This window comes from Pseudonocardia sediminis, from assembly GCF_004217185.1.
Classification (GTDB): Bacteria; Actinomycetota; Actinomycetes; order Mycobacteriales; family Pseudonocardiaceae; genus Pseudonocardia; species Pseudonocardia sediminis.
This window is the reverse complement of record NZ_SHKL01000001.1, coordinates 6,430,537-6,443,300: the sequence shown is the minus strand read 5'-3', so window position 1 is coordinate 6,443,300 and position 12,764 is coordinate 6,430,537. Positions and strand designations below refer to the sequence as shown.

Sequence of the window (12,764 nt, the reverse complement as noted above, 5' to 3'; positions counted from 1 at the left end):
CGAGATCCTCAGCTCTGCCCGGGGGCCTTGCCGAACCACTTCGCGTAGAGGCGGTCGTAGGTGCCGTCGGACCTGGCGGTGGCGACGGCCCGGTTGATCTGCTGCACCAGTGCGGTGTTGCCCTTGCGGACGCCGAACCCGTACTGCTCCTGGGTGTCGAACTCCTTGGTGACACCCAGCTCCGGGTTCTTCTTCGCGAAGTCCAGCGACGGCCCGTTGTCGCTGATCGCGGCGTCGACCTGGCCGGTCTTCACGGCGGTGAGCAGCAGGCCGAGGTCCTCGAACCCGGTGATCTGCGCGCCGGTGGCGTTCTTCTGCGCGTACTCCTGACCGGTCGTGCTGTTCTGCACGCCGACCTTCTTGCCGTTCAGCTGGCTCACGTCGGTGATCCCGGCGCTCTTCTTGACCAGCAGGGCCTGGGTGGCGTCGAAGTAGGGGTCGGAGAAGTCGATGTTCTGCTTGCGCGTGTCGTTGATCGTCATCGCGGCGGCGCCGAGGTCGCAGACGCCGGTGTTCATGTCGGCGCCGGTCTGGATGTTGTCGAACGGCGTGTCGACGATCTGCTGGGTCACCCCGAGCTGCTTGGCGACCAGGTCGATCATGTCGACGTCGAAGCCGACGATCGCGTCGCCCTGCCGGAACTGGAACGGCTCGTAGGGCAGGTGCGTGCAGGTGGTGAGCTGGCCCGCGTTGACGAGCTGGACGTTGGCGTCGCCCGGCGCGGCGTTCCCGCCGGAGCCGCCACACCCCGCGAGGACGGCGACGAGCCCGGCGGTGAGTACCGCGGCGAATGACGAACGGACGGTACTGCGCACGAGCGACCTCCTGGTCGGGACACGGATCGACCGCCGCTCCGAGCCCCCCTGGCGGCGGTCGAGGCGGTCGACGACCGATCGCGCGGTCTGTGGGACGCGCGTCGGGCCGTGCGGGATCGTGCCATCGCGACAGCCCATTTCCCTAGCGCGCCATTCATTCGTTACCGGACGGTCGCACGCCGGGACCGGCTCGATACGGTGCGCGACCGGACGGGAACTCCCTGCTGGACGCCGCGCGTTGAAATAGTGTGGGTCACACAGACCCGGGTGCGCCGCCGTCGACCGGCGGGCACCGGCACCACCGACGGAGGAACCACCGATGCCCCTGTTCCGCAGACTCACCGCACTGGCCGGTGCCGCCGAGGCGGCCCGCCGCTACGCACGCAGCCACCCCGACCAGGCCGGTAAGGCGCTGGACAAGGCGGCGCAGTTCGTGGACAAGCAGACCAAGGGCAAGTACACGAACCAGATCTCCGGCGCCGCGCGCAAGGCCAAGGACGTCGCCGGTATCCCGCAGCCCGGCTACGGCTACGGCGCGCCCGGCACCACCCCGCCCGCGCCGGGACGTCCGGCCGCCGGCAACCCGCCGCCCGTCACCGGCAACCCGCCGCCCGCGTCCGGCAACGGCTCGGGCACCTACGGCACCACCGAGGGCTACCCGCCGCCGACGCAGCCGGGCCAGCAGCCGCCGCGCTACTGACGGTTCCGCCCGACCCACATCACCGAACGGCGCTCTCGTCGCACAGGTTGCGACGAGAGCGCCGTTCGCTGTCTCGGGGTCTGCGCGCCCGCCCGGCGAAGGCCCCGGCGAGCGGCACGGTCGGGGCAAAGGTTCCGACGAGAGTTCCGTTCGTTGGGCGCGGAGCGCAGTCGTGCCAGGATCGGTGGGGACGCGCGCCGTCGCGTCCCGGGATCGCCGCACCCACCCGTGCGGGCCCCGGCCGGACGGGCCACCGCTACCCGCGGCGGGCCGGGCCAGGAGGAGTCGCCGTGGAGGAACCGCAGGCATGGGTACCGAGCGATCCGAGGTCGCGGCCCAGCCACGACCAGGTCGTCGCCGGTCTCAAGGGCATCGACGAGGGCGGGCCGGAGCTCGTCCAGCTGCTCACCCCGGAGGGTGAGCGCACCACCGACCACCGCTTCGACGCCTACAGCGCCGATGTCGGCGCCGAGGAGCTGAAGGCGCTCTACCGGGACATGGTGCTGGTCCGCCGCGCCGACCGGGAGGGCAACGCGCTGCAGCGCCAGGGCGAGCTCGGGATCTGGGTCCCGCTGCTGGGTCAGGAGGCCGCCCAGGTCGGCTCCGGCCGTGCGCTGCGCAGCCAGGACATGGCGTTCCCCAGCTACCGCGAGCACGGCGTCGCCTGGTGCCGCGGCATCGACCCGACCGAGCTGCTCGGCATCTTCCGCGGCACCGACCACGGCGCCTGGGACTCCGCCGCGACCGGCTTCCACCCGTACACGATCGTCATCGGCAACCAGTGCCTGAACGCGACCGGCTACGCGATGGGCCAGCGCTTCGAGTCCAAGGTGGGCGACCCGGACACCGGCGAGGCCACGATCTGCTACTTCGGTGACGGTGCCACCAGCCAGGGCGACGTGCACGAGGGCTTCGTGTGGGCCGCGGCCTACGACGCGCCGCTGGTGTTCTTCTGCCAGAACAACCAGTGGGCGATCTCCGTGCCGCTCTCCCGCCAGACCCGGGTCCCGCTCTACCAGCGCGCCCGCGGCTACGGCTTCCCCGGCGTCCGCGTCGACGGCAACGACGTCCTGGCCTGCCTGGCCGTCACCCGCTGGGCGCTCGAGGAGTGCCGCACCGGGAACGGGCCCGTGCTGATCGAGGCGTTCACCTACCGGATGGACTCCCACACGACCTCCGACGACGCGACCCGCTACCGCCTCGCCGACGAGGTCGAGCTGTGGAAGCTCAAGGACCCGATCGAACGGGTGCGGGTGCACCTGGTCCGCTCCCTCGGCGTCTCCCAGGACTTCTTCGACGGCGTCGAGGCCGAGTCCGAGGCGCTCGCGGTGCGACTGCGCGAGTACTGCCGCGCGATGCCGTCCCCCGGCCCGGAGCGGATGTTCTCCGAGGTCTACGCCGAACCGTCGCCGCAGGTCGAGGCGCAGCGCGAGGAGTACCTGGCCTACCACGCCTCGTTTGACGGGGAGGCCTGACATGGCGACCCGGACGATGGCGAAGGCGCTCAACGACGGTCTGCGCGCGGCGATGGAGCGCGACCCCAAGGTCCTGGTCATGGGCGAGGACGTCGGCCGGCTCGGCGGCGTCTTCCGGATCACCGACGGCCTGCAGAAGGACTTCGGCGAGCAGCGCGTGCTGGACACGCCGCTGTCGGAGTCCGGGATCATCGGTGCCGCCGTGGGGCTCGCCGTGCGCGGCTTCCGCCCGGTCTGCGAGATCCAGTTCGACGGGTTCGTCTTCCCCGGCTACGACCAGATCGTGTCCCAGCTGGCCAAGCTGCGGTACCGGACGCAGGGCCGGGTGCCGATGCCGGTCGTGGTGCGGATCCCGTTCGGCGGCGGGATCGGCGCCGTCGAGCATCACAGCGAGTCCCCGGAGTCGTTGTTCGCGCACGTCGCGGGCCTGAAGGTGGTGGCGTGCTCGAACGCCGCCGACGCCCACGCGATGATCCAGCAGGCGATCCTCTCCGACGACCCGGTGATCTTCTTCGAGCCCAAGCGCCGGTACTGGGAGAAGGGCGAGGTGGGCGACGACCTCGCCGCCGCGCCGCCGTTGCACTCCTCGCGGGTCGTCCGGCCGGGGTCGTCGATCACGGTCGCGACCTACGGGCCGATGGTGACGACCTGCCTGGACGCCGCCACCGCCGCCGTCGACGACGGCCACGACATCGAGGTGATCGACCTGCGCACGCTGTCCCCTCTCGACCTCGGTCCCGTCGCCGACTCGGTGCGCCGCACCGGACGGCTGGTCGTCGTCTCCGAGGCACCCGGTGAGTCGTCGGTGTCGGCGGAGGTCGCCGCCCGGGTGCAGCAGGAGTGCTTCTTCTCCCTGGAGGCCCCGGTGCTGCGGGTGACCGGCTTCGACACCCCCTATCCCCCGTCGCGGCTCGAAGACGACTTCCTGCCGGACCTGGACCGCGTGCTCGACGCCGTCGACCGCTCGATGGCGTGGTGAGCGCGATGACCGAGGTGTTCCGGCTCCCGGACGTGGGCGAGGGCCTGACCGAGGCGGAGATCCTGGACTGGCGGGTCGCCCCGGGCGACACCGTCACCGTCAACCAGGTGCTGGTGGAGATCGAGACGGCGAAGGCGGCCGTCGAGCTGCCCTCGCCCTACGCCGGGACGGTCGGCGAGCTGCTGGTCGAGCCCGGGCAGACGGTGCAGGTGGGCGCGCCGATCATCGCGATCGAGACGGCCGGGACCGCCGCGTCCCCCGGGTCGTCCCCCGCACCGTCGACGGCGGCGGCCGGCAGTGCGGCGGGCGCGGCCCCGGAGAACGGGGCGAAGATCGGCGAGGCCGGCAAGGACGGACGGATCGCGACGCTGGTCGGCTACGGCCCGCGCCAGGGCACCGCGACCCGTCGCCCGCGCCACGGGGCCGCGGTCACGCCCTCGCCCGCGAACGGCGCGGCCGGGCGCGGCGCGACCGTGCCGCTCGCCCCGCCGCCGGTGCGCAAGCTGGCCCGGGACCTCGGCGTGGACCTGAAGACGCTGACCGGCTCGGGCCCGAACGGCCGGATCACCCGCGCCGACATCGAGGCCGCCGCGGCTGCCCCGGCCGCGTCGCCCGGTGCGGCGGACCCCGGATCCGCGACGACCGACACCGCGGCCGGAAGCGGCACGGCGCCCGCCGCCGGAGCGGCCGTGTCCGGGGCGGCCCTGTCCGGAGCGGCCGTGTCCGGAGGCGCGGGAACGGCCGGGCGGGGTGCGACGGCGCCCGGCACCGCGGGGTCGGGGCCGGCGTCCGTCGGCGGTACCCGCCGCGAGCCGATCCGCGGCGTCCGCAAGGCGACCGCGGCGGCGATGGTGTCCAGCGCGTTCACCGCGCCGCACGTCACCGAGTTCCTGGCCGTCGACGTCACCGAGACGATGGAGCTGCGCGAGCGGATGCGCGCGCGGCGCGACTTCGCCGAGGTGAAGCTGACGCCGCTGGCGTTCGTGGCCAAGGCCGTCTGCCTGGCCGCGGCGCGCACCCCGGAGGTCAACGCGAGCTGGGACGAGCCGGCCGGCGAGATCGTCTTCCACGACCGGGTGCAGCTCGGGATCGCCGCGGCGACCCCGCGCGGGCTGATCGTGCCGAAGGTCCGCGACGCCGACCTGCTCGGCCTGCGCGAGATGGCGGCCGCCCTGGGCACGCTCACCGAGACCGCGCGCAGCGGCCGGACACCCCCGGCGGACCTGGTCGGCGGCACGTTCACGATCACCAACGTCGGCGTGTTCGGCGTGGACACCGGCACCCCGATCATCAACCCGGGCGAGGCGGCGATCCTGGCCGTCGGGGCGATCAAGCCGACGCCGTGGGTGGTCGACGGCGAGCTGGCCGTCCGGACGGTCTGCCGGCTGGCGCTCTCGTTCGACCACCGGCTCGTCGACGGAGAGCAGGGATCGCGGTTCCTGGCCGACGTCGGGGCCCTGCTGGAGGACCCGGGGGTCGCCTTCACCTGGTAGCGGCGCCGCCTCGGATGTCCCGTATCGAACGGGCCGGCGGTTCGGCGCACGGATCGGGAGCGAATCCGGACACCCGTGCGTTGTACGGGTATGCGGATCGTCCTGCTCTACCTCGTGATCGAGACCGTCGCGCTGATCGCGCTCGGCTCCTGGATCGGTCTCGGCCCGACGCTGCTCGTGCTGCTGGCCGGGTCGGTGCTGGGCCTGCTGCTCGCCCGCCGCGAGGGGCTGCGTGCCGCGCAGTCGCTGGCCACGGCCGTGCAGCGCGGCCGGCTGGCGCACGCCGAGGCCACCGACGGGCTGCTCGTCGCCCTGGGTGGGGTGCTGCTGTTCATCCCCGGCCTGGTCACCGACCTGCTCGGGCTCGCGCTGGTCTTCCCGCCGACCCGGGCCCTGGCCCGCCGCCGGCTGGTCGCCGCCGCCGAGCGTGCCGCCCCGGACCTGCGCACCGCGCGGATCCGCCAGGGCGTGACGATCGTGGAGGGCGAGACGGTCACCGGGCCCGGTTTCGGGCCGTCGCGCCCCGCGGTGCACGGCGGGCCGGTCGTCGACGGCAAGGTGATCGACGGCGAGGTCGTCGAGCCGGGCGAGCGCCGCAGCTGACCGGACGCGGTCCCGTCACGGCGGGGGTCCGCTCCCGTCGAGGACGGGGGGTGCGCCGTCACCAGGCGGCGCGGGCCCCGCTCAGCAGTGCGCGCAGCGCGTCGAGACGGCGACGGCGCTGGCCCGCCGGACGCATCCGCAGCGTCGAGTGGTGGCGAGAAGTGGACATACGGTGACGTCCGCGTCGGTGGCTCACGGCGGTCCTCCTTCGTTCCGTTACCCGGCCGTTGCTCTGAACGAGTGTCGCTGGCCACGGCGGGACCGGCTAGTGCTGGCCGATCGGTCCACCGCATCGTGATGACATCGGTGTGTTTCTGGGCCGATCGGGTCACACGCCGTCGAGCTCTCCACGTCCGGGCACCTGTCGAGCCGGTCGAACGACCGCCTCGGGGCCCTTTCGGTGACCACGCACGGTCGCGGCGGGTCCAGCAGTGTCTTGAAGGGTCCCCTCGCTCCTCTCGCAGTCCCGAAGGATCCCCACGAGGCGCGTCGGGCCGGGCGGGGGCGGCCTGGGTTCTGCCGGACGGGCGTCAGGCGCCGACCAGAGACCAGGTCGTCGTGCACCGGGCGGTGACGCGGACGGGCTCCGGCTCCAGGCCGAGATCCTGGACGTCGGGCTCGCCGGCGGGTGCGCTCATCGCGCGCATCGCCATCGCACGCGGCGCGGAGCCGCCGTCGGTGAGGGACCGCAGCGGTCCGAGCCGCATCCCGAGCGCGTCGGCGTAGCCCTCGGCGCGGGCCCGGGCGTCGTCGACGGCACGGCGCTGGGCGACCCGCGCGGCCGGAGACGGGTCCTCCAGCGTCCAGTGCGGACCGTCCACCTGGGCCGGTTCGGTGCGCAGGAGGGCGGCGAGCACGCGTTCCAGCACGGTGAGGTCGGTGATCGTCAGTGCGATCCGCTCGCCGGCGCGGCAGCCGCGTTCCCGCTTGCCCCTCCACTCGGTCCGGACCCAGAGCCTCCTGCTCCGCACGGTGACGCCGGGCCCGGTCAGGACGTCGGCGGCTCCGGCGACCCGACGACCGAGCTCGGCGACCGCGCCCGCCCGGTCCGGCCCGACGGCCTCGTAGGACAGGTCCAGGTCGGCGTGGTCGGCGAGCTGCTCGTGGTGACCCTCGCCGTCGGTCACGATCTCGGGTTCGTCCGGCACGAACGCAGCCAAGCAGACAGCGTGACCACGGCGCCGTCCCGGCCGCCCGTGAGGCACGAGCGTCACGAAACGGTGGTTGCGACCGCTGAAACGTGACTCCCGGTTGACGGTGTGCCGGGCCTCCCCGGTGAGCGTCACGAAACGGTGGTTGCGACCGCTGAAACGTGACTCCCGGTTGACGGTGTGCCGGGCCTCCCCGGTGAGCGTCACGACACGACGGGCGCGACGACCACGATGTGACGCCCGCCGGCGTGGGCGAGGCCGGTCCCGGCTCTGCCGTGAGTCGGATGGCGGACGCTGGTCCGCCCGGGTGGATCTGTCCGACACGCCGAGGGCTCTATCGCGATGTCTACGGATCACGCGAGACCGCTCGATACCGTCCGATGCATGGACCCGGTGCGCAATCCGTTCGCCCCCGGCGCAGGTCAGCGCCCGCCCGAGCTGGCCGGACGGGACCGTGAGGTGGACGCGTTCGAGATCGTCCTCGAACGCGTCGCCCGGGGACGCCCGGAGCGGAGCCTGGTGCTGACCGGGCTGCGCGGAGTGGGCAAGACGGTGCTCCTCGGCGAGCTGCGGTCGATGGCCATGCACGCCGGATGGGGCGCCGGGAAGATCGAGGCTCGCCCGGACGCGGACCTGCGCCGCCCGTTGTCCGCCGCGCTGCACCGTGCGATCCGCGACCTCGCGCTGCGGCACCGCGCACCGGACCGCGTCGACGAGGTGCTCGGCGTGCTCAAGGCGTTCGCGCTGCGCTCGGCGCCGGACGGGGCGAAGCTGCGCGAGCGCTGGCAGCCCGGCATCGACGTGCCGGTGAAGAACGGGCGCGCCGACTCCGGCGACATCGAGATCGACCTGGTCGAGCTGTTCACCGAGGTCGCGTCGCTGGCCGCGGACGTCGGCTCGGGCATCGCGCTGCTGATCGACGAGATGCAGGACCTGCGCCCGGACGACGTGTCCGCGATGTGCGCGGCGTGTCACGAGCTGTCCCAGTCGCGGGCGCCGCTCGTCGTCGTCGGCGCCGGGCTGCCGCACCTGCCGGCGGTCCTCTCGGCGTCGAAGTCCTATTCGGAGCGGCTGTTCACCTACTCCCGGATCGACCGTCTCGACCGCAAGGACGCCGACTTCGCGCTGCTCGCACCGGCCGAGCGGGAGGATGCGACGTTCGACCAGGACGCCCTCGACGTCCTCTACGAACGATCCGGCGGCTACCCCTACTTCATCCAGGCCTACGGCAAGGCCGCCTGGGACGCCGCGCCGCTGAGCCCGATCGGGGCGAAGGACGTCGCGATGGCGGCGCCGGAGGCCGAGGCCGAGCTCGCGGTCGGGTTCTTCGGGTCCCGCTTCGAACGGGCGACCCCGGCCGAGCGCGAGTACCTGCGCGCGATGGCCGAGCTGACCGACGGCCGGGACGAGCCCGTCGTGACCGCCGGCGTCGCGGAGCACCTGGAGCGCAAGGCGTCCTCGCTCTCCCCCGCGCGCGACAGCCTGCTGAAGAAGGGCCTGGTGTTCTCCGCCCAGCGGGGCCAGATCGCGTTCACCGTCCCGCACTTCGGCCGCTATCTCCTCGCACATGCCTGACGGACTGCTCCGAACGGATGAAAGTCAGGAATCTGTCGATCAGCGGTAACACCGGGAACGCGGCGAGCGAATCCCAGGTGAGCCCCGTGGCACCACCGGACCCCCGACCTGGTCGTGCCGCGGGGCTTTCCCACGTCCGGGGTAGTCGTGGGTCCTTCGTGGCGGAACGCGACAACGTCGTAGCATCTGCCCGGTGCCCGACCCCAAACTCCAGATCCAGATGCTGCACGACCGCGTCATGATCAAGAGAGTGGACGGCGACGGTGAACGGCGTAGCTCGGCGGGAATCGTGATCCCGGCAACCGCGCAGGTCGCCAAACGTCTGGTGTGGGGGGAGGTCGTCGGTGTGGGTCAGCACGTCCGCACGGTGAAGTACGGCGACCGGGTCCTCCTGGCACCCGACGACCAGTACGAGGTCGAGGTCCAGGGGTCGGCGTACCTGGTGATGCGCGAGCGGGATCTGCACGCGGTCGCCTCGGAACGCCCCGAACACGGCACCGGGCTCTACCTCTAGCTCGCCGGTGTCCGGCGATGTTGACGGCTGTGCGGAAAGGAAGTCCGACGTCATGCCCGAGCGGCAGCCCTCGTCCGGCGAGGCGATCGAGCAGCAGGTGACGACCCGGGTGTCACCGGACGACGGTGCCGCCGACGGCGCACCCACGTCGACGAACACCCCGGCCGACGGGTCCGGTGCTCCGGAGCCCACCTCCCCGCCGCGCCCGTCCCCCGCTCCGCGGCCCACCATGGCGGCCGGGAAGAACAGCCCGGCCACGAATTCCCAGGCCCCGAACCGCCAGGCCCCGGACGACACCGCCACGGCACAGGAGGGCGCCGGTCGTCCCGACGGCCCGGCCGACTCCCCGACCGTCGCCTCCCCCGCGCACACCGGCGCACCGGTGACCGCGGCCGATGCCGACGCCTCCCTCCCCGACGCGGACGCCCACGACGGCGCGACGCCGAGCCCGACCGCGCCGGGCGCGGACCCCGGCCCGCAGGCCCGGGGCGACCTGTTCACCCCGCCCACCCAGGACGCACGCCCGGCGCCGTCCGACACCCCGGCCGCCGCGGGCCAGGGTGGGCAGAGCGCCCAGCCGTCGAACGGCGGCACCAACGCGGGCACCGCGACGCCGGCCGCCCCGGCGGACGGCACGCAGGCGATGGCCGCGGCCGCCCCCTCGGCCGCGCAGACCCCTCCCGCGCAGACATCTCCTGCCCAGGCCCCGCCCGCCCAGAACGGCGGCCCCCAGAACGGCGGCCCCCAGAACGGCGGCCCCCAGAACGGCGGCCCCCAGAACGGCGGGCTCGAGAACGGCGGCGTCCGGAACGGCTCCCCGACGGCGGCCGCCGCCCAGCCAGGCCCCACGGCCCCCGCCGGCACCCGTCCCGCTGACGCGCCTCCCGGCAACGGACCCGGCAACGGCCCGACCGCCGGTGGTGCGGAGCTGTTCGGCTCCTGGGACGACGAGAGCACCCGCGTCCTCCCCCGGGTCCCGAACACCGAGGCGTCGACCCAGCGCATGCGCGCCGCGGGCCCGGCCGGCGGTGCCGCGGCCGCAGGCGCCGCGGGCCTCGGCGCGGCCGGTGCCACCGCCGCGATGTCCGCGACCACGGGCCCGACCAGCCGGATGCCCGGCGGCTCCGCCGCCGGTGGCCCGGCCGGTGGACCCCCGCCCGCCGCCCCCGGCCCGTCCGGCGGCGGTGACGGCCCGACCGGCCAGGACCCCGACGCCGGCGGTGGATCCGGTCGTCCTCGCCGGATCGGTCTGCTGGTCGCCGCGGGCGTGCTCGGCATCCTCGTGCTGGCCTACCTCGGTGACCTGCTGTTCAGCTCGGGCAGCGTCCCGCGCGGGGTGACGGTCGCCGGTCAGGACATCGGCGGGCTCTCCCGCGCGGCCGCGATCGAGAAGCTGCAGGGCACCATCGAGCCGCGCTCGGGCCTGCCCGTCCAGGTCACCGCGGGTCCGGTGCGCAGCGAGATCGACCCGAAGAAGGCCGGCCTGTCGGTCGACTACAACGGCACGCTCGACCGGGCCGGCGCCCAGCCGCTGAACCCGATCACCCGCGTCTCCTCGTTCTTCACCACCCGTGACGTCGGCGTCGTGAACAAGGCCGACGAGCGTTCCGTCCGCACCGCGATGGAGCAGCTCGCCCCGATCGTCGACCGGGACCCGAAGGACGGCACCGTCCGCTTCGAAGGGCTCAACCCGGTCGCGGTCGCGCCGGAGCCCGGCCAGCAGCTCGACGTGAACGCCGCCGTCACCACGCTGGAGCAGCAGTGGGCCAGCGGCGCCCCGGTCGCCCTGCCGCTGATCATCCAGCAGGCCGCGACCACCCCCGGCGACGTGCAGACGGCGATCGACGACGTCGCGAAGCCGGCCGTGTCTGGCCCGCTGACCGTCACCGGTGAGGGTGCCAACGCCACCGTCGCGCCGGAGGACATCGCGAAGGCGCTGACGTTCAAGGCCGACCCGAACGGCGCGCAGAAGCTCGTCCCGCAGGTCAACGTCGAGTCGATCACCGACGTGGTGACCCCGCAGCTGGAGAAGACCGAGAAGCCCGGCGTCGACGCGACGCTCGACTTCGCGTCCAACCCGCCGAAGGTCGTCCCGTCGCAGGACGGCCGCGGCATCGACTACAAGGCCTCGTTCGCGAACCTGCTGCCGGTGCTGACGACGGCAGGCGGGCCCCGCCAGGTGGCGGCGGTCTACGCGGTGAAGCCGCCGGACATCACGACGGCGGAGATCCAGTCCCTGGGCAGCGCCGGCGAGATCAGCACGTTCACCACCGGCGGGTTCTCCGCCGACTCCGGTCAGAACATCAAGCGTGCCGCCGAGGCCATCGACGGGCAGATCGTCCAGCCCGGCGAGACGTTCAGCCTCAACGGCGCGACCGACCCCCGCGACGCCTCCCGCGGCTACGTCGAGGCCGGGATCATCGAGGACGGCCACCCGGCCCGCGGCGTCGGCGGCGGTGTGTCGCAGCTGGCGACCACGCTCTACAACGCCTCGTACTTCGCCGGCATGGTCGACGTCGAGCACAAGGAGCACAGCTACTACATCAGCCGCTACCCGGTCGCCCGGGAGGCGACGGTGTTCGAGAACCTGATCGACGTCAAGTTCCGCAACGACGGCCCGACCGCCGTGCTGATCAAGACGGCGTGGACCCCGAGCAACGTCACGGTCAAGTTCTTCGGGACCAAGCGCTACGAGGTCTCGTCCCAGTCGGGCCCGAAGACCGACTTCACCGACCCGCAGGTCGTGAAGATCCCGGCGGGGCAGCCGTGCAGCGCCAGCAAGGGCTCGCCCGGGTTCACCGCGACCGACACCCGCACCATGCGGGACGTGCAGACCGGTGAGACCACCAGCAAGACCCGCACCGTGAAGTACAACCCGCAGCCGATCGTGCAGTGCGGCTAGGAGAGCCGCGGTCGGACCCCTTCGGGTGCTGACGAGACGTGGGTCACGTCCCTAATCTGGACATTCCACACCGGAACCAGAGGACGGGGCCCGAGATGCGGATCGCAGACGTACTGAACGGCAAGGGATCGCAGGTCACGACGGTCACGCCGCACACCGCGGTGTCGGAGGTACTCCGGCTGCTCGCCGAGCACAACCTCGGCGCGCTGCCGGTGCTCGACGCCGAGCGGCTGGTCGGCATCGTGTCCGAGCGCGACGTCGTACGGCGGCTGCACCAGCGCGGCACCGACCTGCTCAGCGTGACCGTCGCCGAGATCATGACCTCCGACGTCGTCACCTGTGACCCGAACGACGGCGTCGGCGAGCTGGCGAAGATCATGACCGACCGCCGCTTCCGGCACCTGCCGGTCATCGTGGACGGCCGCCTCGCGGGCATCGTCTCGATCGGCGACCTGGTCAAGGCGCGGATCGACATGCTGGAGCAGGAACGCGAGCAGCTCGAGTCCTACATCGCGCAGTAGGACCACGACGTACGACGACGGCCCGGGTGGAACTCC

Annotated in this window: 11 protein-coding genes; 9 read left to right on the top strand and 2 right to left on the bottom strand. The window is 73.2% G+C overall.

Annotated features, from left to right (window positions below; genetic code table 11):
• Window positions 1-8: 8 nt before the first annotated feature.
• On the bottom strand, window positions 9-815 hold the full coding sequence (locus tag EV383_RS30185; RefSeq protein WP_242623376.1) for a basic amino acid ABC transporter substrate-binding protein: 807 nt from the start codon (window positions 813-815) through the stop codon (window positions 9-11).
• 319 nt (window positions 816-1,134) lie between these two features.
• Here EV383_RS30185 and EV383_RS32995 point away from each other — a divergent pair, with 319 nt between their 5' ends.
• The 5 genes from EV383_RS32995 to EV383_RS30160 all read left to right on the top strand — a co-directional run bounded on the left by EV383_RS32995 (window position 1,135) and on the right by EV383_RS30160 (window position 6,065).
• Window positions 1,135-1,515 (top strand): antitoxin, encoded by a 381-nt coding sequence (locus tag EV383_RS32995; RefSeq protein ID WP_130293520.1) that lies wholly within the window; start codon window positions 1,135-1,137, stop codon window positions 1,513-1,515.
• A gap of 290 nt (window positions 1,516-1,805) precedes the next feature.
• Window positions 1,806-2,990 (top strand): pyruvate dehydrogenase (acetyl-transferring) E1 component subunit alpha, encoded by a 1,185-nt coding sequence (gene pdhA / locus EV383_RS30175; RefSeq protein WP_130293518.1) that lies wholly within the window; start codon window positions 1,806-1,808, stop codon window positions 2,988-2,990.
• A gap of 1 nt (window position 2,991) precedes the next feature.
• Complete coding sequence (locus EV383_RS30170) at window positions 2,992-3,969, top strand: alpha-ketoacid dehydrogenase subunit beta (protein ID WP_130293516.1); 978 nt, start codon at window positions 2,992-2,994, stop codon at window positions 3,967-3,969.
• A gap of 5 nt (window positions 3,970-3,974) precedes the next feature.
• Complete coding sequence (locus tag EV383_RS30165) at window positions 3,975-5,462, top strand: dihydrolipoamide acetyltransferase family protein (protein WP_130293513.1); 1,488 nt, start codon at window positions 3,975-3,977, stop codon at window positions 5,460-5,462.
• 90 nt (window positions 5,463-5,552) lie between these two features.
• Entirely contained in the window at window positions 5,553-6,065 is a 513-nt protein-coding gene (locus tag EV383_RS30160; protein WP_130293511.1) for an FxsA family protein, read from the top strand.
• Window positions 6,066-6,595: 530 nt separating this feature from the next.
• Here EV383_RS30160 and EV383_RS31510 read toward each other — a convergent pair.
• Window positions 6,596-7,225 (bottom strand): SIMPL domain-containing protein, encoded by a 630-nt coding sequence (locus tag EV383_RS31510; protein WP_165438549.1) that lies wholly within the window; start codon window positions 7,223-7,225, stop codon window positions 6,596-6,598.
• Window positions 7,226-7,600: 375 nt separating this feature from the next.
• Between EV383_RS31510 and EV383_RS30150 the strand changes: the two genes are divergently transcribed.
• The 4 genes from EV383_RS30150 to EV383_RS30135 all read left to right on the top strand — a co-directional run bounded on the left by EV383_RS30150 (window position 7,601) and on the right by EV383_RS30135 (window position 12,728).
• Entirely contained in the window at window positions 7,601-8,791 is a 1,191-nt protein-coding gene (locus EV383_RS30150; RefSeq protein ID WP_130293507.1) for an ATP-binding protein, read from the top strand.
• Between the two features lie 193 nt (window positions 8,792-8,984).
• On the top strand, window positions 8,985-9,305 hold the full coding sequence (locus tag EV383_RS30145) for a GroES family chaperonin (RefSeq protein ID WP_130293505.1): 321 nt from the start codon (window positions 8,985-8,987) through the stop codon (window positions 9,303-9,305).
• A 52-nt stretch (window positions 9,306-9,357) separates the two neighbouring features.
• On the top strand, window positions 9,358-12,207 hold the full coding sequence (locus tag EV383_RS32805) for a VanW family protein (RefSeq protein WP_130293503.1): 2,850 nt from the start codon (window positions 9,358-9,360) through the stop codon (window positions 12,205-12,207).
• 95 nt (window positions 12,208-12,302) lie between these two features.
• Complete coding sequence (locus EV383_RS30135; RefSeq protein WP_130293501.1) at window positions 12,303-12,728, top strand: CBS domain-containing protein; 426 nt, start codon at window positions 12,303-12,305, stop codon at window positions 12,726-12,728.
• Window positions 12,729-12,764: the final 36 nt, after the last annotated feature.